16 protein-coding genes and 1 pseudogene are annotated in these 22,451 nt (G+C 71.3%); 12 read left to right on the top strand and 5 right to left on the bottom strand.

Annotated elements, in window-relative coordinates; genetic code table 11:
• From C1I99_RS33305 to C1I99_RS13400, 5 genes and pseudogenes are all read left to right on the top strand, one after another.
• Window positions 1-649 (top strand): annotated as a pseudogene (locus C1I99_RS33305) (nitrate- and nitrite sensing domain-containing protein); the annotation flags it as partial.
• A gap of 89 nt (window positions 650-738) precedes the next feature.
• Window positions 739-1,161 (top strand): roadblock/LC7 domain-containing protein, encoded by a 423-nt coding sequence (locus tag C1I99_RS13415; protein ID WP_111134544.1) that lies wholly within the window; start codon window positions 739-741, stop codon window positions 1,159-1,161.
• 5 nt (window positions 1,162-1,166) lie between these two features.
• On the top strand, window positions 1,167-1,553 hold the full coding sequence (locus C1I99_RS13410; protein ID WP_111134543.1) for a DUF742 domain-containing protein: 387 nt from the start codon (window positions 1,167-1,169) through the stop codon (window positions 1,551-1,553).
• Complete coding sequence (locus C1I99_RS13405; protein ID WP_111134542.1) at window positions 1,534-2,145, top strand: GTP-binding protein; 612 nt, start codon at window positions 1,534-1,536, stop codon at window positions 2,143-2,145. Before C1I99_RS13410 ends, C1I99_RS13405 begins: the two co-directional genes overlap by 20 nt.
• Before the next feature lie 280 nt (window positions 2,146-2,425).
• The gene (locus tag C1I99_RS13400; RefSeq protein ID WP_111134541.1) at window positions 2,426-3,481 is read left to right on the top strand and encodes a pectate lyase family protein; all 1,056 of its coding nucleotides are present in this window, start codon (window positions 2,426-2,428) and stop codon (window positions 3,479-3,481) included.
• Between the two features lie 58 nt (window positions 3,482-3,539).
• Here C1I99_RS13400 and C1I99_RS13395 read toward each other — a convergent pair whose 3' ends face one another.
• Window positions 3,540-6,416: an aconitate hydratase gene (locus C1I99_RS13395; protein WP_111134540.1), complete on the bottom strand. Its 2,877-nt coding sequence runs from the start codon at window positions 6,414-6,416 to the stop codon at window positions 3,540-3,542.
• A 160-nt stretch (window positions 6,417-6,576) separates the two neighbouring features.
• Here C1I99_RS13395 and C1I99_RS13390 point away from each other — a divergent pair, with 160 nt between their 5' ends.
• The 3 genes from C1I99_RS13390 (at window position 6,577) to C1I99_RS13385 (ending at window position 8,944) form a co-directional block, all read left to right on the top strand.
• Window positions 6,577-6,933, top strand: a complete 357-nt coding sequence (locus tag C1I99_RS13390) for a VOC family protein (protein ID WP_111134539.1) — start codon at window positions 6,577-6,579, stop codon at window positions 6,931-6,933.
• Window positions 6,934-7,062: 129 nt separating this feature from the next.
• Window positions 7,063-7,194, top strand: a complete 132-nt coding sequence (locus tag C1I99_RS34595) for a hypothetical protein (protein ID WP_267897492.1) — start codon at window positions 7,063-7,065, stop codon at window positions 7,192-7,194.
• Between the two features lie 76 nt (window positions 7,195-7,270).
• Window positions 7,271-8,944, top strand: a complete 1,674-nt coding sequence (locus tag C1I99_RS13385; protein ID WP_111134538.1) for a right-handed parallel beta-helix repeat-containing protein — start codon at window positions 7,271-7,273, stop codon at window positions 8,942-8,944.
• Window positions 8,945-8,953: 9 nt separating this feature from the next.
• On the opposite strand, the gene C1I99_RS13380 is transcribed toward C1I99_RS13385, so the two are convergent.
• Window positions 8,954-9,139, bottom strand: a complete 186-nt coding sequence (locus tag C1I99_RS13380) for a hypothetical protein (protein ID WP_111134537.1) — start codon at window positions 9,137-9,139, stop codon at window positions 8,954-8,956.
• A 90-nt stretch (window positions 9,140-9,229) separates the two neighbouring features.
• Here C1I99_RS13380 and C1I99_RS13375 point away from each other — a divergent pair, with 90 nt between their 5' ends.
• From C1I99_RS13375 to pulA, 4 genes are all read left to right on the top strand, one after another.
• Window positions 9,230-9,886 (top strand): hypothetical protein, encoded by a 657-nt coding sequence (locus C1I99_RS13375; RefSeq protein WP_111134536.1) that lies wholly within the window; start codon window positions 9,230-9,232, stop codon window positions 9,884-9,886.
• 37 nt (window positions 9,887-9,923) lie between these two features.
• Window positions 9,924-10,313, top strand: a complete 390-nt coding sequence (locus C1I99_RS13370) for a DUF6841 family protein (RefSeq protein ID WP_111134535.1) — start codon at window positions 9,924-9,926, stop codon at window positions 10,311-10,313.
• A gap of 323 nt (window positions 10,314-10,636) precedes the next feature.
• Complete coding sequence (locus C1I99_RS13365) at window positions 10,637-11,308, top strand: cellulose binding domain-containing protein (RefSeq protein ID WP_111134534.1); 672 nt, start codon at window positions 10,637-10,639, stop codon at window positions 11,306-11,308.
• Window positions 11,309-11,506: 198 nt separating this feature from the next.
• Window positions 11,507-17,008 (top strand): pullulanase-type alpha-1,6-glucosidase, encoded by a 5,502-nt coding sequence (gene pulA / locus C1I99_RS13360; protein WP_111134533.1) that lies wholly within the window; start codon window positions 11,507-11,509, stop codon window positions 17,006-17,008.
• A gap of 90 nt (window positions 17,009-17,098) precedes the next feature.
• Here pulA and C1I99_RS13355 read toward each other — a convergent pair whose 3' ends face one another.
• The 3 genes from C1I99_RS13355 to C1I99_RS13345 all read right to left on the bottom strand — a co-directional run bounded on the left by C1I99_RS13355 (window position 17,099) and on the right by C1I99_RS13345 (window position 22,370).
• Window positions 17,099-18,943 (bottom strand): right-handed parallel beta-helix repeat-containing protein, encoded by a 1,845-nt coding sequence (locus C1I99_RS13355; RefSeq protein ID WP_158554051.1) that lies wholly within the window; start codon window positions 18,941-18,943, stop codon window positions 17,099-17,101.
• An 83-nt stretch (window positions 18,944-19,026) separates the two neighbouring features.
• The gene (locus C1I99_RS13350; RefSeq protein WP_146603949.1) at window positions 19,027-20,739 is read right to left on the bottom strand and encodes a right-handed parallel beta-helix repeat-containing protein; all 1,713 of its coding nucleotides are present in this window, start codon (window positions 20,737-20,739) and stop codon (window positions 19,027-19,029) included.
• Between the two features lie 149 nt (window positions 20,740-20,888).
• A complete protein-coding gene (locus tag C1I99_RS13345) occupies window positions 20,889-22,370 on the bottom strand; it encodes an aminopeptidase P family protein (RefSeq protein WP_111134530.1) in 1,482 nt (493 codons plus the stop codon).
• Window positions 22,371-22,451: the final 81 nt, after the last annotated feature.

Below are 22,451 nucleotides of genomic sequence, written 5' to 3'. Positions count from 1 at the left end.
GGCCAAGGCCGGCCCCGTCGCCGAGCAGCCGACCGCGCCCGCCGTGGCGCCGGTAGCGCTGGCCGGGGGTGCGGCCAGCCCCCGCCCCGAGCCGCTCAGCGAGCCCGACGCCGGCTCCGAGCCCGGTGCCGACGGCGCCCTGCCCACCCGCTCCCGGGGGCGGAGCCTGCCAGCGGCCGTACCGGCCGTGGAGGACGGGCTGCCGCCCCGGCCACGGCGCTGGTCGGAGCAGCCGGCGTTGGACGGGCCGACCTTCCCGACCGGATTGCCGGTGGCCACCGCCCGCTCCGGTGTGGACGGCGAGACCGACGTCGTGCCGGGCGCGGGAGCCGCCCGGCCGGACGTCGAGGCGCCGGCGCCCGCCGGGCCCCCACCTGGGACCGGCGGGGAACCGGGCCGCACCGACTCCGGGCTGCCGGTGCGGGTGCGGCAGGCCAACATCGTGCCCGAGCTGCGTGACGAGCCGACCGCCAGCGAGGACGACGACGAGGACACGGTACGCCCGCCGGAGCAGGTGCGCCGGATGATGAGCTCTTACCAGACCGGCACCCGGCGCGGGCGGACGGACGCCGCGCGGCTGCTCGGTGGCGCCGGCCCTCGGCCGGAGCCCGGGCAGGGACCCGACGCCGGTGACCAGCAGGCAACCTGAGGCACCGTCGGCGCCGCGATGACTCGCTCGCAGCGTGACGGTCAGCCGGGACGAACAACGGCGACAGCCGGGGGAGAAGAGGACGACGAGTGGCCCAGAAGACGGCTTCGAGTGCCGACCTGACGTGGTTGCTGGATGATCTGGTCGGCCGGGTGAAGCAGGCCGAGCATGCGGTCGCGCTCTCGACGGACGGCCTGCTGATGGCCTCCTCGCGAGGGCTCAGCCGGGATGACGGGGAGCACCTCGCGGCGATGGCGGCCGGTATCCAGAGCCTGGCCCGGGGCGCGGGCAAGCGCTTCGGCGGCGGGCAGGTTCAGCAGACCATCATCGAGATGCAGTCGTCGTTCCTGTTCGTCACAGCGGCCGGGCGCAACGCCTGTCTCGCCGTCCTGGCCAGTGAGGACGCCGACGTCGGGTTGATCGCCTACGAGATGGCGATGCTGGTCACCCGGGTCGGCAAGCACGTGGCCGCACCGACGCGGACCGCCGATCAACCGACCGGCGAGAAGTAGCCGCGATGACGGTCCAGGGGGAGCCCGCGGAGCAGCAGTGGGTCGACGACCACGCGGGTCCCGTGGTGCGCCCGTACGCGGTGACGCGGGGCCGGGCCCGGCCGGTCACCGGCACCTTCGACCTGATCTCCCTGGTGACGGCGACCCGGGCCGACGTGACCCCGGAGGTCGGACTGGGCCCGGAGCACCTGGCGATCGTCGGGCTCTGCCAGCGGGTGCAGTCCGTCGCGGAGATCGCCGCCCACCTGGACCTGCCGGTGGGCACCATCCGGGTCCTGCTCGGTGACCTGGTGGCCCGCAACCTGGTGCAGGTGCGCGAGCCGCGCACCACGGCCGGCCTTCCCGACAACAGCGTTTTCGAGGCGGTTATCAATGGACTACGGGCCCTCTGAGCGGCCGGCGGGAGCGACCCCACTGCCCACCGCGATCAAGATCCTGATCGCGGGTGGCTTCGGTGTGGGCAAGACCACCATGGTCGGCGCGGTCAGCGAGACCCGCCCGTTGCGTACCGAGGAGGTGCTGACCGAGTCCGGCGTCGGCATCGACGACCTGTCGGGAGTGGAGGGCAAGACCACCACCACGGTGGCGATGGACTTCGGTCGCATCACCATCAGCGACGACCTGGTGCTCTACCTCTTCGGCACCCCCGGCCAGGACCGCTTCTGGTTCGTCTGGGACGAGCTGGCGCTCGGGGCGCTCGGTGCGGTGGTGCTGGCCGACACCCGGCGGCTGGCCGACTGCTTCCCGTCGATCGACTACTTCGAGGGGCGTGGCACGCCGTTCGTGGTGGCGGTGAACTGCTTCGAGGGTGCCCGGCGGTACCGGCTCGACGAGGTGCAGGCGGCGCTGAACCTGGACCCGGGGGTGCCGGTGTTGCTCTGCGACGCCCGGCAGCGGGAGTCGAGCAAGGAGGTGCTCATCACCCTGATGGAGCACGCCATGAAGACCCGGGACGCCCGCCGGCGCGCCGCCGCAGCCGACTAGCCTGCGGCGGGCGACCGAGTCGTCCGCCACGCCCGTCGCGGTGTTCCGACGCCGCCGCGCCATGCTAGCCAGGCCAATTGATTGACTTCGATCAATTGGCCTGGCTAGCATGGCATTGGAAAGCGCTTTCCGACCTCCATCACCCGGCTGATCGCCGGAGCCGGTCGCAACCCTGGCGCGAACCCGTCCCCCTTCGCGTCCAGTCACGCGAGGCCGTGCCCCGGCACCGCCGGCGTCGTGCGCCGGCCCCGGCGATCCGCCCTCCGAGAAAGGCGGAACGATGCTCCCGACCCGCACCCCGACCGGGCCACCGCGGTCCGGGCGTCGTCGGCGTCTCCTCGCCGCCGTCAGCCTGGCCACCGCGCTGCTGGCGCCGGCCGCGCCGGCCGGCGCCGCGCTCTCGCCCACCGCCCCGGCCCCGCCCCAGTCGGCCGCAGCGGGCGGCGGTGCCGCCGCGCCCGCGGCGACGGCCGACGGCTTCGCCAGCGTCCACGCCCTCGGCCAGAACGGCACCACCGGGGGCGTGGGCGGGCCGACCGTGACCGCGACCAACACGGCGGACTTCCTGGAGTACATCGACACGGTGGGCCCGCTGATCATCCAGGTCACCGGGCGGATCGCGATCACCAGCAAGCAGGGGGTACGCCCGAACAAGACCATCATCGGGGTCGGCAACGCCGAGATCACCGGCGGCGGGCTGGACTTCTACCGGTCGTACAACGTGATCGTCCGCAACATCACCTTCACCGACGCCGAGGACGACGCGATCAACATCGGGCGCGACTCCCACCACATCTGGATCGACCACAACCGGTTCCGGGGCGCGGTCGACGGCTCGGTGGACGTCGTCCGCGGCGCGGACTACGTCACCGTGTCGTGGAACCACTTCGACCACTCGGACAAGTCCATGCTGATCGGTCACTCCGACGGTTCGGCCTCCACCGACGTCGGCCGCCTGAAGGTCAGCATCCACCACAACTTCTTCGACAACAGCCGCCAGCGGCACCCCCGGGTCCGCTTCGGCGAGCCGGTGCACGTCTACAACAACTACTTCCTCGGCAACGTGCTCTACGGCGTCGCCTCGACGGAGAACGCCGGCGTGCTGGTGGAAGGCAACTACTTCCGGGACGTGCCGCATCCGATGTACTCGGCGAGCGGCTACGCCGACAGCGGGCCGGGCCGGGCAGTGCAGCGCCACAACGTGTACGTCAACTCCGGCGCGCCGGAGACGAACGGCACGGTGGCCGAGCCGCGCAACTACTACCCGTACACCCTCGACCCGGCGGCGGACGTGCCCGCCCTGGTGATCGCGGGTGCCGGCACCGGCCGCATCTGATCGGACGCGCGCGGGCCCCCTGCCGCCGTGGCAGGGGGCCCGTGGCGTCCGGGTCGCGTCAGCTGGCGATCATGCGACGCAGCACGTACTGCAGGATGCCGCCGTGCCGGTAGTAGTCCGCCTCACCGGGGGTGTCGATGCGGACCACCGCGTCGAACTCCACGCCGGTGTCGGTGCTGACCTTGACGGTGCGCGGGGTCTCGCCGTCGTTCAGCGCGGTGACCCCGCTGATCGAGAACGTCTCGGTGCCGCTGAGACCCAGCGAATCGGCGCTCTCGCCGGCCGGGAACTGCAGCGGCAGCACGCCCATGCCGATCAGGTTGGAGCGGTGGATCCGCTCGTACGACTCGGCGATGACCGCCTTGACGCCGAGCAGCATGGTGCCCTTGGCCGCCCAGTCGCGCGACGAGCCGGAGCCGTACTCCTTGCCGGCCAGCACGACCAGCGGGACGCCCGCCTCCTGGTAGGCGACCGAGGCGTCGTAGATCGAGGTCTGCTCGCCGGTCAGGTGGTTGACGGTGAAGCCGCCTTCAGGGAGCGCAGCGGACCCGGCGCCCGGCAGTCGCAACTGGTTACGCAGCCGGATGTTGGCGAAGGTGCCCCGGATCATCACCTCGTGGTTGCCCCGGCGGGAGCCGTACGAGTTGAACTCGTGCCGCGGCACGCCGTGCTCGGCGAGGTACTTCCCGGCGGGGGAGTCGGCCTTGATCGAGCCGGCCGGCGAGATGTGGTCGGTGGTCACCGAGTCGCCCAGCTTGGCCAGCACGCGGGCACCGGTGATGTCGGTGACGGCCTTCGGCTCCCGCTCCATGCCCTCGAAGTACGGGGGCTTACGGACGTAGGTGGAGTCGCTGTCCCAGGCGAACGTGTCACCGGTCGGGGTGGGCAGCGACTGCCACCGCTCGTCGCCGGCGAAGACGTCGGCGTAGGCGGAGCTGAACCCGGTGGCGCCGATCGCCGAGGCGATGACGTCCTGGATCTCGGCGCTGTTCGGCCAGATGTCGCGCAGGAAGACGGGGTTGCCCTGGTTGTCCTCGCCGATCGGCTCGTTGGCCAGGTCGATGTCCATCGTGCCGGCCAGCGCGTACGCGACCACCAGCGGTGGGGACGCCAGGTAGTTCATCTTGACGTCCGGGTTGATCCGGCCCTCGAAGTTCCGGTTGCCGGACAGCACCGAGACGACCGCCAGGTCAGCCTCGTTGACGGCGGCGGAGATCTCCTCCGGCAGCGGTCCGGAGTTGCCGATGCAGGTGGTGCAGCCGTAGCCGACCAGGTGGAAGCCGAGCTTCTCCAGGTACGGGGTGAGGCCGGCCCGCTCGTAGTAGTCCATGACCACCTTGGAGCCCGGGGCCAGGGTGGTCTTCACCCACGGCTTGCGGCTCAGGCCCTTCTCCACCGCGTTGCGAGCCAGCAGCGCGGCGCCGATCATGACCTGCGGGTTGGAGGTGTTGGTGCAGGAGGTGATCGCGGCGATCACCACGGCGCCGTGGTCCAGTTCGAACTCGGTGCCGTCGGCGCCGGTGACCCGGATCGGGTTGCTGGCCCGCCCGCCCGAACCGACCGCTGCGTTGACCAGCTCGCGCGGCGCGTCGGCCGGGTCGTTGACCGCGTTGGCCGGCGGGTCGCTGGCCGGGAAGGACTCGGCGCTGGCTTCGTCGGCGTGGCCCTCGGCGCCGAACGGCTTCTCCAGCTGCGGCACGCCCGGCTTGCGGTCGCGGTCGCCACCGGTCTCGTCGGCGGCCACGTAGTCGGTCAGCGCCGAGCGGAACAGCGTCTTCGCGTTGCCCAGCGGCACCCGGTCCTGCGGGCGCTTCGGGCCGGCGAGGGACGGCTCGATGGTGCTCAGGTCGAGCTCCAGGCGCTCCGAGTACTCCGGCTCGGCGCCCGGGTCGTGCCAGAGGCCCTGCTCCTTGGCGTACGCCTCGACGAGCGCGACCTGCGCGGCGTCGCGGCCGGTCAGCTCCAGGTAGCGGATGGTCTCGCCGTCGATCGGGAAGATTGCCACGGTGGAGCCGTACTCGGGGGACATGTTGCCGATGGTGGCCCGGTTGGCCAGCGGCACGGCGCTGACCCCGGGGCCGTAGAACTCCACGAACTTGCCGACCACCCCGTGCTTGCGCAGCATCTCGGTGATGGTGAGCACCAGGTCGGTGGCGGTGGTGCCGGCCGGCATCTCGCCGGAGAGCTTGAAGCCCACCACCCGCGGGATCAGCATGCTCACCGGCTGGCCGAGCATCGCCGCCTCGGCCTCGATGCCACCGACGCCCCAGCCCAGCACGCCCAGGCCGTTGACCATCGTGGTGTGCGAGTCGGTGCCGACGACGGTGTCCGGGTACGCCTGACCGTTGCGCTCCATGACCGTACGGGCCAGGTACTCGATGTTCACCTGGTGCACGATGCCGGTGCCCGGCGGGACGACCTTGAACTCGTTGAACGCGGTCTGGCCCCAGCGCAGGAACTGGTAGCGCTCCTTGTTGCGCTCGTACTCCAGCTCGACGTTGCGCTGGAATGCGTCCTCGCGCCCGAACAGGTCGGCGATGACCGAGTGGTCGATGACCAGCTCGGCGGGGGCCAGCGGGTTCACCTTGGTGGCGTCGCCGCCCAGGTGGCGGACGGCCTCGCGCATGGTGGCCAGGTCGACCACGCAGGGCACGCCGGTGAAGTCCTGCATCAGCACCCGGGCCGGGGTGAACTGGATCTCCACGCTCGGGTCGGCGGTCGGGTCCCAGCCGCCGAGCTGCCGGATGTGGTCGGCGGTGATGTTCGCGCCGTCCTCGGTCCGGAGCAGGTTCTCCAGCAGGATCTTCAGGCTGTAGGGGAGCCGGTCGTGGCCCTCCACCTTACTGATCTTGAAAATCTCGTAGCTCGCGTCTCCGACGCGCAGCTGGGTCTTCGCACCGAAGGTGTCGAGGCTCGCCACGTCGTACTCCTTCACACCAGCGACCGTGAGTAGTCCTGAGCAGTCTGTCGCACCGGCCGGAGTGTCGCCGTAGTTAGGTGACACTTACCGCCGATTGCCGTTCCAACAAAACCGTACGTCCGTCTTGCTATTGGCGCAACCTCGTGCCATGGTTCGGGACGAGGAGGTGCCATCCATGATCCATCACGTCCAACTCGCCTGCCCACGTGGCTCGGAGGACGCGTCGCGGGCCTTCTACGCCGGGATCCTGGGCATGGCCGAGAAGGCCAAGCCGCCGGCGCTCGCGGCCCGCGGGGGCTGCTGGTTCACCGGGTACGGCGCCGAGCTGCACCTGGGCGTCGAGGACGGCTTCCGGCCCGCCCGCAAGGCCCACCCCGCGCTGCTCCGGCCCGACCTGGACGACCTCGCCGCCCGACTGGCCGCCGCAGGCCATCCGGTGACCTGGGGCGACGACGAGCTGCCCGGGATGCGCCGCTTCCACACCGAGGACGTGCACGGCAACCGACTGGAGTTCCTCGCCCCGGTCGACTGACCGGTCCGGGGGACCGCTGATCCACCCCCGTGCCGGCGATGTGGCGGTCGCCGGAAACCCCGTGCCGCCGACGCACCCCGAAGCCCATCGGCCGGCCTCCTGCCACCATGGCGGGCCGCCCCGGAGCTGATGCAGCGCCCGATCCTGCTGCTCGACGACGGCGGCGCGCTGGTGGGGCAAACCGCCGATCAGGTGGCGGAGGCCGCCCGCCGCAGCGGCGCGGCCGGCCGGAGCGGCGCGGACGCCCCGGAGCGCGGGTAGCGGCGCGTTTCCGGCTGGGGCCAGCGGGAATGCCGCGGGCGGCCGAGCCGTCGAGTCTGTGCCGGGAGGAGCCCACGTGCCGTACCAGGGCCTGTCCACCGCTGTTCCGCAGCGGCTGAGCCCCGTCGCCGGCGCGCCGCTGTGGTGCGACGCGCGGGACTTCGGGCTCTGCGGCGACGGGGTGACGAACGACCAGCCCGCGCTGTCCGCACTGGTCGATCGCCTCGGCGAGGCGTACGCCGTGGACGGGCGGGCCCGGGTCATCTACTGCCCGCCGGGAATCTACTCGATCCGGGACGCCGGCACGGTCTGGCGCAGCGGGGTGTCGCTGATCGGGGCGGGCCCCGCCGCGACCCGGTTCCTGCTCAGCAACGACGGGAACCGGGCGGACCCGGTGCCGCTCGCCTTCTGGACCACGGTGCAGCACGGTGCGGACCGGGACCGGCACATCGCCGACTGCACCTTCGCCGACTTCGAGATCGACGGCTCCGGCGTCGCGATGGCCGAGTACAACTACCTGGCCAAGGGGCTCGGCCTGCAGTACGTGGTGCGCGGGGTGTTCCGGAACCTCTACATCCACCACACCGGGGCGACCGGGCTCGGCTGCGACTTCCTCCAGGACAGCCTCATCGACGGGGTGGTGGTGGTCGGCTGCGGCCGACTGGACAACGGCGAGCAGATGGGCGGCGCCGGCATCGGGGTCGGCATCGGCGGCTGGGGCGAGGTGGAGCGGCTCACCATCGCCAACTGCACCGCCGTGGCCAACGGCACCAACGGGATCTTCCTGGAACTGCAGAAGGACTACTGGCCGCGGCCGCGCGGATTCCGGATCGTCGGCTGCCACAGCCAGGCCAACCGGTTCGGTATCTCCGACTGGGGCGCCGACGGCCTGATCGTCTCCGCCTGCACCCTCACCGGCAACCTGGAGGCCGGTTTCGACGTCTCCGCCAACGGCACCGCCGGCATGGCCGGTCGGGGTGGTCTGCTGACCGACTGCGTCATCGACCGCAACGCCGGCGACGGCATCAGCATGGGCAACACCCCCGGGCCGTACACGGTGCGGGGCAACCGGATCAGCGGCAACGGCGCCTACGGGTACCACGAGCACGACCTCGGGCACGGCTTCCGGGGCGCGGCGGCCGACGTGGTCATCGACAGCAACGAGTTCTGGGACAACGGCCTGGACGGGATCCGGATCGACCGGCCGATGACCGACGCGGTGGTGGTCGGCAACCGGATCCGCAACAACGGCCGGCGGCGCGCTCCGGCCGCGACCGGTGGGGGCGAGTCGGTGCGCTACGGCGACCGGGTGGTGACCGATCGTTCCGCGCACTGGCCGCGCGACGGGCACCGGGGCAAGGTGGTCCAGGTCGGCTCACGCACCGCGGTGGTGGCGGGGAACAGCGACATCGAGCTCACCCTCGCCGAGTTGCGGCCGGACGCGACCACCGCCTGGAACGAGGACACCCCGCCGCCCGGTTCCCCGTACCAGCTGCCGGCCGCCCCGCCGGTGCGGGCGGGCATCACCGTCAACGCGGCGTTCGACTCGGCGATCGTGCGCGGCAACCGCATCTGGGACCACCGGGACGAGCAGACCCAGACCTACGGGCTCTGGATCACCGGGGAGGGCAGCTGCGTGTCCTGCCGGATCGAGGACAACGACTTCGCCGGCAACGCCGCCGGGCCGGTGCGGCTGGACACCCCACCGGTCGGTGGCCGCTGGGACCGCAACCACCACGACGAGGACTGATGTGGGGGATCAGGGGGAGTCGCCGGCGGGCCGGGCCGCGGCCTCCGCGTGCCGGTCCCGCAGCCGGGCCCGGATCTCCTCCGGGGTGTACGCGCGCCGGCGCCGCTCCGCCCGCGCGATGACCACGCCGGTTGCCGCGACCCCGGCGAGCCCGGCCAGCCCGAGCACCTTCCACCACCGCATTCGTTGCCGCATCGGCCTAGGGTAGACGCCCATGAGCGAGCAAATCCTCCGTGGCGCGCGGGCGGGTCTCGTCCGAGCTTCGTGCGCCGGTGGGGCGGCGACATGAGCATCAGCCTCGACGAGGCGGTAGAGCTGACCCGCACCGGTGACGTGTGGGTGTTCCGGGGCCGCAGCGTGCCGGACCGGGCCATCCAGCTCACCACCAACAGCCCGGTGAACCACGTTGGCATGGCGGTGGTGCTGGACGACATGCCGCCCCTGATGTGGCACGCCGAGCTGGGCAAGTCCCTGCCGGACATGTGGTCGGGCAGCCACCAGCGGGGCGTGCAGTTGCACGACCTGCGTGATGCGGTGTGCGTCTGGGCCAACCGGTACGGCCAGCGGGCCTGGTTGCGCCAGCTCGACCCGCCGGCCGACGCCGAGATGGAGCGGGCGGTGCTGCGGACGGTCGCCCGCCTCGACGGCACGCCGTTCCCGTCCACCGCCCAGCTCGCCTGGCGTTGGCTGCGCGGCCGGGTCCCGGCGGTCCGGATGCCGACGCTGGCCCGGCGCTCCGGTACCCCGGCCTCCGACCGTGCCCTGGAGACGGCGTACTGCGCGGAGGTGGTCGCGGTGACCTACGAGGCGATGGGTCTGCTGCCGGCCGGGCGGCGTCCGAACTGGTACGACCCGGGCCGGTTCTGGAGCGGCGACGACCTGGGCCTCGCCGCCGGCGCCCGCCTCGGCGCGGAGATCGAGGTACGCGTTCCGCCGCGCTGAGGTTTGCTCGGCCGGCCGGCCGGCAATTGGTCTTCCCGTGACAGCCTCCACCGATCTCGCGACGCTCACAAATTTCTTCGACCGGTACGGCGCGGCGCTGACCACCGGCGACGTGCCCGCCCTCGCCGGCTGTTACGCCCTGCCCGGGTTGGTGGTCGCCGACACGTACAGTTTCTCGTTCACCTCGCCGGCGGCGGTGGCGTTGTCCTTCGTGGGCGCCGCACCTGACTACCAGGAGCGCGAGCTGGTCGCCGCGCACGCGGCCATCGAGGACGTGCAGCCGGTGTCCGCCCTGCTCACCATGGTCGTGGTGGAGTGGGAGTTCCTGGACAGCCAGGGGTGCACGGTGCCGGGGGAGCGCTACCGTTACCTGCTGCGCACCACCGGCGACGGCCCGGTCATCTGCACCGTCGTGCGTACCGCCTGAGGCTGGGTCGGGCCCGCCGACGCCCCCGCCCGCGCGAGGAGGCCGGCGACCTCACCGCGCGCTGGACGGTCCGCCCGTCGATCCGAAACGTCGTCGTCGGTCAGCCGTTTTCGGTGGGGCGCTGGCCGGTCGGTCGGTCGCCGCCGGGTCCGTTTCGGCCATGGCGACCGGTGGCTAGGCTGGCGCGTCGACTGCGACGAGGGGCCTTCATGACAGCGCGGGCATCCGGGCCGGTGCGGTGAGCGGCGCCGACTGCGTCCTCGACTGAGCACCGGGGAGTAGTTGCTCGCTACGCTTCCCGAACGGCCCCCTGAGGGAGGAACATGTTCGGCACCCGGCGCGCACCCCGACGGTCCTTCGGTGCGACCGCCATCGCGTCCTCACCGTGGATCGTGGTGTCGATCGGCGTCATCGTCATGGTGGTCCTGCTGTTCGTCGCGCTCGGCGCGTACCGGGAGCGCGACAGGGGTGCCGACGCGCGGCTCGAACCTCCCGTGCCGACCGCGGTGCTGCCGGAGCTGTCGACGTCGCCGACCGGACGGGCCGTCCCGACCTCGGCCCCGCCCGCGCGGCCGGGCCTGTCCCCGCGCACCTCGGTGTTGCCCACCGGGCAGGCGACGCCGGCGCGACCGTCGCCGGCCGGGGGTGGGCCCGCGCCCACGCCGTCCGCCTCGTCAGCCGCTCCGGTCACCGGCCGGTACGCGGTGGCCACCTCGTTCGACGGCGGCTTCGTCGGCGAGGTCCGGCTCACCAACGGCTCGCGGACCGACCGGGGCTGGACGGCCCGGCTCGCGTTCCCCGGCGGCCGGGTGGTCACCGCCTGGGTGGAGGGCGCGCCACAGGGGACGTTGACCCGGACCGACGACGGCTTCACCTACCGCAGTGGCGTGGACATCGCCCCGGGCGGGTCGGCGACCCTGCGGTTCCACATCGAGCAGGCGGACAGCCGCCCGGCGAGCTGCACGGTCGACGGTGTGGAGTGCAGCGGGCTCTGATCCGCCGCTGTCCCGGCTGACGCCGCTGTGCCGGCTGATGCCGCTGTCCCGGCTGACGACGGCGCGCCTGCGTCAGCCACCGTTTGTCGCCCCTTCCGCAAGTTGACTGCTTTGTTGCGACTCTGTTTGCAAGGTATTGCAGAATGTTTCGGCGAGGGCTAGCGTGCGGGCGAATCAGCGACCAGAGGAAGGCCGTCGATGACACCGCCGCCGATACCGCGCAAGGCCCTGCTCGCCCTCGTCTCCCTGCTCACCCTCACCCTCGTCGGCACCCCGGTCGCCGTACACCAGCTCCGCGCCGACACCACCGGCCGCGCGACCGGCACCGAGCCGCTCGCCGACACCGGCGCCGCCCAGTGGCGCACCGAGCCGTCCGCCGAGGCGCTGCTCAAGGCGGGCACCGACCAGGCCCGCGCGGAGCAGTTCTACTTCGTCCTGCCGGACCGGTTCGCCAACGGCGACCCGCGCAACGACCGCGGCGGCCTGCGCGGGGACCGGCTCGCCACCGGCCTGGACCCGACGGACAAGGGCTTCTACCACGGCGGCGACCTCAAGGGCGTCATGGACCGGCTCGACTACATCCAGGGTCTGGGCACCACCGCCATCTGGCTCGCCCCGGTCTTCAAGAACCGCCCGGTGCAGGGCGGCGGCAGCGACGTCTCGGCCGGCTACCACGGTTACTGGATCACCGACTTCACCCAGGTCGACCCGCACTTCGGCAGCAACGAGGACCTGAAGAAGCTGGTCAAGCTGGTCCACCAGCGCGGCATCAAGGTCTACCTCGACGTCATCGTCAACCACACCGCCGACGTCATCAGGTACGCCGAGGACCGGTACACCTATGTGGACAAGGCGACCGCGCCGTACCGGGACGCGCAGGGACGGGCCTTCGAGGACCGCAACTACGCTGACGGCACCCGGGACTTCCCGGCGGTGAACCCGGAGTCCTTCCCGTACACCCCGACCTTCGAAACCCCGGCCGACGCGAAGGTCAAGGTCCCGGCCTGGCTGAACGACCCGACCATGTACCACAACCGGGGCGACTCGACCTTCGCCGGGGAGAACAGCGAGTACGGCGACTTCTTCGGCCTCGACGACCTGTGGACCGAGCGCCCCGAGGTCGTCCGCGGCCTCACCGAGATCTACTCCGAGTGGGTGTCGAAGACCGGCGTGGACGGCTTCCGGCTGGACACCGTCAAGCACGCCAACCTCGACTTCTGGCCGCAGTTCAGCCAGGGCGTCGAGCGCGCCGCCCACCGCGCGGGCAAGAAGGACTTCTTCATGTTCGGCGAGGTCTACAGCGCCGACCCGGAGATCACCTCGACCTACGTGCGGCGGGGCGGCCTGCCGGCCACCCTCGACTTCGCCTTCCAGGAGGCCGCGCGCGGCTACACCGCCGGGGACGGCTCCGCGCAGGCTCTCGCCGACGTGTACGCCCGCGACGACCTCTACCACTCCCGGGACACCGACGCCGGCCGGCTGACCACCTTCCTGGGCAACCACGACATGGGCCGGATCGGCTCCTTCATCGCGGGCGGCGGCACCGACCCGGCCACCCACCTGCGCCGCGACCGGCTCGCCCACGAGCTGATGTTCCTCACCCGCGGCCAGCCGGTGGTCTACTCCGGCGACGAGCAGGGCTTCACCGGCCCGGGCGGCGACAAGGACGCCCGGCAGGACATGTTCGCCTCCCGCACCCCCGACTACCTCGACGACGACCTGCTCGGCACGGAACGGACCCACGCGGTCGACCAGTTCGACCCGACCCACCCGCTCTACCGGGCCATCGCCGAGCTGGGCGAGCTGCGCCAGGCCCACCCGGCGCTGCGTGACGGCATCCAGGTCACCCGGTACGCCGCGGACGGCCCCGGCGTCTTCGCCTTCTCCCGGGTCGACCCCACCGACCGCACCGAGTACGTCGTCGCGGTGAACAACGCCGCGACCGCGCAGACTGTCACGGTGGACACCTGGTCGGCCGACGCCACCTTCACCGGCGTCTACGGCGGCACCGCCGCCCCGGTGGCCGCCGCCGACGGGGCGCTCACCCTGACCGTGCCGCCGCTGTCGGCCGTGGTGCACCGGGCCGGTACGCCGATCGCGCTGCCCGACGGCCCGCCGGCGGTCGGCGTCACCGCCCCGGCGCCGGACCAGCCGGTGGCCACCCGGGCCGCCGTCACCACGCAGGTCACCGGGGATCCGCTGGCCACCGTCACGGTCGCCGCCCGGGTCGCCGGCGGGAAGTGGACGCTGCTCGGCAGCGCCGACCGGGCCCCGTACACGGTGCACCACGACCTGACCGGCCTGGCCGGCGGCACCCGGATCGAGTACAAGGCCGTGGTCCGCGACGGCAAGGGCCGCACCGCGAGCACCCGGTCCACCGCGGTCGTCGGCACCCCCGCGCAGGCCGCGTCGCGAGACTGGGCGGTGGTGCACTACCAGCGCCCGGCCGGCGACTACGGCGACTGGAGCCTGTACACCTGGGGCGACATCGACCCGGCCTACGCCACCGAGTGGCCTCACGGGCAGCCGTTCGCCGGGGAGGACTCCTACGGCCGGTTCGCCTGGGTGAAGCTCAAGCCGGGCGCCAGGTCGGTCGGCTTCCTGGTGGTCGACAGGAACGGAAACAAGGACGTCGGCCAGGACCGGACCATCGACGTGACACAGACCGGCGAGGTCTGGGTCAAACAGGGCGACCCGGCGGTCCACCCGACCCGGCAGGCGGCAACCGGCGAGCCGGACCCGCCGGTCGAGGAGGGCACCGCGGTCATCCACTACCGGCGGGCCGACGGCAACTACGACGGCTGGGGCCTGCACCTGTGGGACGGCGCGGCCAACCCGACCGACTGGGCCAGGCCCATGGCCCCGACCAGCATCGACTCGTTCGGCGCGGTCTTCCGGGTGCCGCTCGCCGCCGGCGCCACCGGGCTGAGCTACATCGTGCACAAGGGTGACGAGAAGGACCTGCCGGAGGACCAGCGGCTCGACTTCGCCAGCGCGGGCCGCGAGGTGTGGTTGCTCGCCGCCGCGCCGGGCCGGCTGCTGCCGTCGACCGCCATCGGCGCGGCGAAGGACACCGACATCACCAAGCAGAAGGCGCACTGGATCGACCGGTCGACCGTCGCCTGGCAGCCCGGACCCACCGACGGCAGGACGTATGCCCTGGTCGCCGCGCCCGCCGGCGGGGTGACCGTGGTCGACGGCGAACTCGCCGGGACGTACACCTCGCTGCCGTTGCGGGCGCAGCGCAACGGGCTCACCGAGGCCCAGCGCGCGGCCTTCCCGCACCTGTGGGCGTACCAGAGCTTCACGCTGGACCGGCGTGACCTGGTGAAGGTGCCGGCTGCCCTGCGCGGGCAGCTGCTGGTGACCGAGCGGGACGCCGAGGGCATCCTGCTCGCGGCCACCGGCGTGCAGATCCCGGGGGTACTCGACGACGTGTACGCGCGGGCCACCGACGCCCGGCTCGGCGCGACGTTCGCCGGCGGGGTGCCGACGTTGTCCGTCTGGGCGCCCACCGCCCGGACGGTGTCGCTGCACCTGTTCGACTCGCCGGCCGCGCGACCGCAGACGGTGGCGATGCGCCGCGACGACCGCACCGGCGTCTGGTCGGTGCGCGGGTCGCGCGCCTGGGCCGGGAAGTACTACCGCTACCAGGTCGAGGCGTGGCAGCCGGCGGCGCAGAAACTGGTCACCGCGTCGGTGACCGACCCGTACTCGGTGGCCCTGGCGCCGGACTCCACGCACAGCCAGATCGTCGACCTCGCCGACCCGGCGCTCGCCCCGCCCGGCTGGGCGGCGCTGCGCAAGCCGCTGGCGGTGCCGTCGACCAAGGTGCAGATCTCCGAGCTGTCGGTGCGGGACTTCTCCATCGCCGACAGCACCGTGCCGGCCGAGCGGCGGGGAACCTTCCTCGCCTTCACCGACCCGACCACCTCCGGGATGAAGCACCTCAAGGCGCTCGGCGAGGCCGGGGTGACCCACCTGCACCTGCTGCCCGCGTTCGACTTCGCCACCATCCCCGAGCGGCGCGCGGACCAGCGGCAGCCCGCCTGCGACCTGGCGGCGCTGCCGCCGGACTCCGAGCAGCAGCAGGGCTGCGTCGAGGCCGTCAAGGACACCGACGGGTACAACTGGGGGTACGACCCGCTGCACTACACGGTGCCGGAGGGCGGCTACGCCGTCGACCCGGCCGGGGCGCGGCGGACCGGCGAGTTCCGCCAGATGGTGGCCGGGGTGAACGCGGCGGGGCTGCGGGTGGTGATGGACGTGGTCTACAACCACACCTCCGCCGCCGGCACCGACCCGAAGTCGGTGCTCGACCAGATCGTGCCCGGCTACTACCACCGGCTGCTGGACGACGGCACGGTGGCCACCTCCACCTGCTGCGCGAACACCGCGCCGGAGCACGCCATGATGGGCAAGCTGGTGGTGGACTCGCTGGTCACCTGGGCCAGGGCGTACAAGGTGGACGGGTTCCGGTTCGACCTGATGGGCCACCACCCGAAGGCGAACATCCTGGCCGTCCGTAAGGCGCTGGACGAGCTGACCGTCGCCCGCGACGGCGTGGACGGCAGGTCGATCCTGCTCTACGGCGAGGGCTGGAACTTCGGTGAGGTCGCCGACGACGCCCGCTTCGTCCAGGCCACCCAGGCCAACATGGCCGGCAGCGGGATCGGCACCTTCAACGACCGGCTCCGCGACGCGGTACGCGGCGGGGGTCCGTTCGACGCCAACCCCCGGCTGCAGGGCTTCGCCTCCGGCCTCTTCACCGACCCGAATGGCGACCCGGTGAACGGGTCGACCGCCGAGCAGCGGGCCCGGCTGCTGCACCAGCACGACCTGATCAAGGTGGGGCTCACCGGCAACCTGCGCGGCTACCGGTTCACCGACTCCGCCGGCGAGCAGGTCACCGGCGCCCAGGTCGACTACAACGGCGCGCCGGCCGGCTACACCGCCGCGCCGGGCGAGGCGGTCACCTACGTCGACGCGCACGACAACGAGATCCTGTACGACGCGCTGGCGTACAAGCTGCCGCGGGGCACCTCGGCGGCCGACCGGTCCCGGATGCAGGTGCTGGCGCTGAGCACGGTGGTGATGGGGCAGGGCGCCGGCTTCGTCACCACCGGCACCGAGCGGCTGCGCTCGAAGTCGCTGGACCGCAACTCGTACAACTCGGGTGACTGGTTCAACCAGATCCGCTGGGACTGCGCGCAGGGCAACGGGTTCGGCGCCGGCCTGCCGCCGGCGCAGGACAACCGGGACAAGTGGCCGTACGCCAAGCCGCTGCTGGCCGATCCGGACCTGGTGCCGGACTGCGCGGCGATCGACACCACCGACGCCCGGTACGCCGAGCTGCTGAAGATCCGGGCCTCCTCGCCGGTGTTCGGGCTGACCACGGCGGAGCAGGTGCAGAAGCGGGTCGCGTTCCCGCTCTCCGGCGCGGCGGAGACCCCGGGGGTGCTCACCATGACGCTGGACGGTCGCGGCCTGGACCGGCGGTGGAAGTCGGTGACGGTCATCTTCAACGCCACGCCGGAGGCGGCGACGCCGCAGCTCACCGGGCTGCGCGGGGCGGACGTGGCGCTGCACCCGGTGCTGCGCGAGTCGGCCGACCCCGTGCTGCGGACGGCCTCGTTCGACCGGGCCAGCGGCACGTTCACGGTGCCGGCGCGCAGCGTGGCGGTCTTCGTGCAGCAGTAGCCGCACACGCGGACCGGCCCCCTTCCGCGTACTGCGGTAGGGGGCCGGTTGTTGCCGTGCCGGTCGTGCCGGTCACCGTTATGTGGTGGTTCAGTTGAAGCAGCCGTCGACGGTTCCGGCGCAGTTGGTGGGTTCGTTCTTCTTGACGACGGTCTTGTCGTCGAGTTCGACGGTGCCGCCGTCTCGGAAGATGCCGCCTGCGCCTGCTGGTGCACTGGCGTAGTTCTTGATGATCTTTGTGTGGCGGATCTTCAGGTCGCCGCTGTTGTTGAAGATAGCGCCGCCCTGCCTGGCGTCGTTGTCCTTGAACTCGCTGTCGGCGAGGGTGAGGTCGCCGTCGTTGAAGAGGCCGCCGCCGTTGCGGCCGGCGGTGTTGTTGTAGAACTTGGTGCCGGTGATGGTGCTGGACGTGTCGCTGTCGTGCCAGATGCCGCCGCCGTCTTCGGCGGCTTTGTTGTCGGCGATGATGGCGTGCTCCACGCGCATGGCGTTGGAGCTGTCGAAGTAGATGCCGCCGCCTTCGCCGCCGGCGGTGTTGCCGGCGATCTTGGTGCGGTTGACGGTGAGGCGGGTGTCGTCCTCGCTGTTGATGCCGCCGCCGTCGTTGCTGGCCAGGTTCTTGATGATCTGGCTGTAGGCGATGGTGACGATGCCGTCGTTGAAGTTGGCGATGGCGCCGCCGGTGCCGCCGGTGCCTTCGGCGTTGGTGGTGGCGGTGTTCTTCTCCAGCAGGGAGTTGTGGACCTTCAGTTCGCCCTCGTTGTAGATGGCGCCGCCGTTGCCGCCGGTTCCGGTGCTGCGGGCGTGGTTGTCCTTGGCAACGGAGTCTTCGAGTGTGACGTAGCCGAAGTTGGCGATCGCGCCGCCGTTGCCGCCGTTGCCGGTGGCGGTGGCCCGGTTGTGGACCAGGGTGACCTTCTTCAGGTGGGCCTTGCCGCCCTCCTGCACGAGCAGGGCGCCGCCCTGGCCTTCGGCGGGCGGGGGTCCGCTGACCTGGCCGCCGGAGAGGGTGAGGTCCTTGAGAGTCAGGTCGCCGCCGCTGTTGACCTCGAAGAACCGGAACAGTTCGGTGCCCTCGTGGACGAGCTTCGCGCCGTTGCCGAGGATCTTGATCTCCTCGTCGATGACGGGGAAGGCGTTCTGGTCGGTCTGCTCGGTGAACTTGTAGGTGCAGTCCTTGGCCAGCTTGAACACGCCACCGTCGTCCCGGACGGCCTTGTTCACGACCTCGACCAGCGTCTCGGTGTCACACGGCACCTCCTTGGCGTGGTCCTCGCCGTCCTTGCGATCGTCCCTACGATCGTCCTTGCGATCGTCCCTACGATCGTCCTTGCCGCGCCACTCCCTACCGTCCTTGCCGTTGCTCTGGCCGCTCCAGTCGCCGCCGCTCCAGTCGCCGCCGCTCCGGTCGTCTTCACCCTTGCCCCGGTCGTGCTTCTCGCCCTGCGCGGCGTCATCGCGCTTCCCGTCGGCCTTGACGACCTGCTCGGCGGTGGACCACTTCAGACTGGCGAGGCGGTCAACGCCGGCTGCGCCAGCGCTCGTGGCTGCGCCGGACGCCGCCAGGCCGACGACGCCGGTCAGGCCGGCGACCCCGGTGGCGACCCAGATGCGGCGCCTCGGCGCCGCCTTGGTGGAGGTCTTGTTCTTGCGAAGGTAGTTGGACATTGAGCTCTCTGCCCTCTCCTCATACCAGACAAGGTCGCTCCACCACTGGCGGGCTCCCTTGGCTACAAATCGGTTGTAGCTGCGTAAGTTGACCGTATGAGAATCTTCTTCACGCCGAGGGCAAAACTGAGGAACTCCCACATTTGGAGTACGTGGGTGGTGGGGGGATGACCCGGTGACACGACGGCGACACCGGACCGCTCCGGGGCGGGCGCCGCGATGAGCCATCATCCGTACGGCGGGGGTGGCAGGGCGCTTTTCGCTCATACCTGCTGCTCGGGTACGGCCAGGTCGTGGCGGGAGGGTCTCTTCCTGTGTCAGGAAGAGACCCTCCGCCGTTATGTGGTGGTTCAGTTGAAGCAGCCGTCGACGGTTCCGGCGCAGTTGGTGGGTTCGTTCTTCTTGACGACGGTCTTGTCGTCGAGTTCGACGGTGCCGCCGTCTCGGAAGATGCCGCCTGCGCCTGCTGGTGCACTGGCGTAGTTCTTGATGATCTTTGTGTGGCGGATCTTCAGGTCGCCGCTGTTGTTGAAGATAGCGCCGCCCTGCCTGGCGTCGTTGTCCTTGAACTCGCTGTCGGCGAGGGTGAGGTCGCCGTCGTTGAAGAGGCCGCCGCCGTTGCGGCCGGCGGTGTTGTTGTAGAACTTGGTGCCGGTGATGGTGCTGGACGTGTCGCTGTCGTGCCAGATGCCGCCGCCGTCTTCGGCGGCTTTGTTGTCGGCGATGATGGCGTGCTCCACGCGCATGGCGTTGGAGCTGTCGAAGTAGATGCCGCCGCCTTCGCCGCCGGCGGTGTTGCCGGCGATCTTGGTGCGGTTGACGGTGAGGCGGGTGTCGTCCTCGCTGTTGATGCCGCCGCCGTCGTTGCTGGCCAGGTTCTTGATGATCTGGCTGTAGGCGATGGTGACGATGCCGTCGTTGAAGTTGGCGATGGCGCCGCCGGTGCCGCCGGTGCCTTCGGCGTTGGTGGTGGCGGTGTTCTTCTCCAGCAGGGAGTTGTGGACCTTCAGTTCGCCCTCGTTGTAGATGGCGCCGCCGTTGCCGCCGGTTCCGGTGCTGCGGGCGTGGTTGTCCTTGGCAACGGAGTCTTCGAGTGTGACGTAGCCGAAGTTGGCGATCGCGCCGCCGTTGCCGCCGTTGCCGGTGGCGGTGGCCCGGTTGTGGACCAGGGTGACCTTCTTCAGGTGGGCCTTGCCGCCCTCCTGCACGAGCAGGGCGCCGCCCTGGCCTTCGGCGGGCGGGGGTCCGCTGACCTGGCCGCCGGAGAGGGTGAGGTCCTTGAGAGTCAGGTCGCCGCCGCTGTTGACCTCGAAGAACCGGAACAGTTCGGTGCCCTCGTGGACGAGCTTCGCGCCGTTGCCGAGGATCTTGATCTCCTCGTCGATGACGGGGAAGGCGTTCTGGTCGGTCTGCTCGGTGAACTTGTAGGTGCAGTCCTTGGCCAGCTTGAACACGCCACCGTCGTCCCGGACGGCCTTGTTCACGACCTCGACCAGCGTCTCGGTGTCACACGGCACCTCCTTGGCGTGGTCCTCGCCGTCCTTGCGATCGTCCCTACGATCGTCCCTACGATCGTCCTTGCCGCGCCACTCCCTACCGTCCTTGCCGCGCCACTCCCTGCCATACGACTCCATGCTCTGTCCCTCGTCCGAGCCAGAGCCACCCTTCTTGCCTTTGTCGGGTGCCGAGTCCGCCTTGCCGGCGTCGCTCACGTTCTGCTTCGCGGTCGACGACTGGCTCTCCGACAGTCGATCCGCGCCGGACTTGTTGTCACGAGCGGCCATGCCGCCCAGTGCCGCCAGGCCGACCACGCCGGTCAGCCCGGCCACCCCCGCAGTCATCCAGAGTTTGCGCCGCCCTGTCTTCGGGGTGGTCGGCGCGTCCTCGCCGTCAGTGGTCGTTACGTCATTGGACATCAGAGCCTTCCGCCCTTTCCTGTACCAGACGGGATCACACCAGCCAAGGCCGGCGCGACCAGCTACAAATCGGTTGCAGCCTCTGATGCCCACCGTATGAGAAGGATCCTCGCGACGAGGACGTATCTGAAAAAAGCCCGCATTCATCTCACATCCGGCAATGAACAGGGCAACCCGTCGGCCGGGGAGGAAGGGGGTGACCAGGGCAAACGCCGACGGGCCCCGCCGCCGGGGCAGCGACCGTCAGAAACGTCGCAGCCCGGCGGCGGGGCCCGCCGCCCGGTCGTACGTCGGGATCAGCCCGGCAGGCGGGGGCCGGCCTCGCGCTGCTCGGCCAGCCAGGCCTCCACCTCGTCGGCCCCGCGCGGCAGCCCGGCGGAGAGGTTCACCGCGCCGGTGGCGGTGACCAGGACGTCGTCCTCGATCCGAACGCCGATGCCACGCAGCTCCGCAGGGACCAGCTCGTCCTCCGGCTGGAAGTAGAGCCCCGGTTCGACGGTCAGCACGTAGCCCTCGCCGAGGGTGCCGTCGCGGTACTTCTCCTTGCGGGCGTTGGAGCAGTCGTGCACGTCGATGCCGAGCATGTGCCCGAACCCGTGCAGCGACCAGCGCCGGTAGACGGTGGACTTCTCGTCCATCGCCTCGTCGACGCTCACCGGCAGCAGGCCCAGGTCGGCCAGGCCCTCGGCGAGTACCCGCATGCAGGTCAGGTGGACATCCCGGAACTTCACGCCCGGCTTGATGACGTCGATGCCGGCCTGCTGGGAGGCGTGCACGATGTCGTACACCTGGCGCTGCAGCGGGGTGAACCGGCCGTTGACCGGCAGCACCCGGGTGACGTCGGCGGTATAGAGGTGCCGGTTCTCCACGCCCATGTCCATCAGCAGCAGCTCGCCCGGGCGGGTGGCGCCATTGTTGTGCACCCAGTGCAGGATCGTCGCGTGCTCGCCGGCGCCGACGATCGAGCCGTAGCCGACGTCGTTGCCGTCGTGCCGGGCGCGCAACGCGAAGATGCCCTCCAGTAGCCGCTCGGAGACACCCCGGTCGGCCGGCAGCGCCCGGGCCACGTCCTCGAAGCCCCGGACGGTTGCGTCGATCGCATCCTGGAGCTGGGCGATCTCCCACTCGTCCTTGACCAGCTTCAGCTCTGAGATGGCGATCGCCAGCTCCCGGTCGCGGGCCGGCTGGCCCTCGGCGCGCGGGCCGTCGTACGGGCGCACGGCCGCGTCCACCCGGGCGTCGAACCCGCGCAGCACCCGGGTGCGCCCCGGCGCGAGGTCGGCCAGGGCCCCCTCCAGCTCGGTCAGATCCACCGTGGGCAGGCCCAGCTCGGCCGACTTCTCCGCCAGGGTGTGCCGCCGGCCCACCCACAGCTCGCCGTGCCGACTGCGGAAGAACTCGTCGGTCTGCCGCGAGGACCGGGGCCGCATGTAGAGCGTGGCGTCGTGGCCCGACCCGTTCGGGCGCATGACCAGCACGCAGTCCGGATCGTGGTCGCCGGTCAGGTAGGCGAAGTCGCTGCCCGGGCGGAACGGGTGGTCGGTGTCGTTGGCGCGTACCTTCTCGCCGCCGGTGGGGATGACCAGCGTCTCGCCCGGGAAGGCCGCGGACAGCGCGGCCCGGCGCTTGGCGTGGTTCGGCACCTCCGGGCGCGGGCCGACCGGCAGCGTGGTGTCCCGCCAGCCCTGCCGCATGAACGCCAGGAACGCCTCCGGGAAGTCCGGGTCGTGCGACTCGGTGCCGTCCGCCGGCTTGCTGTCGGTGCGTTCCTCGGTCATGCTCCGCTCCCTGTGCGTCGTTGCTGGTCCCGACGGTACCGTGCGGTCGCGGGCGGGTGGCACGGGCTGGAACCCGGGGGG

This window comes from Micromonospora deserti, assembly GCF_003236335.1.
GTDB classification, from domain to species: domain Bacteria; phylum Actinomycetota; class Actinomycetes; order Mycobacteriales; family Micromonosporaceae; genus Micromonospora; species Micromonospora deserti.
The sequence above is the reverse complement of the archived record's forward strand: the minus strand, read 5'-3'. Positions and strand labels throughout refer to the sequence as shown.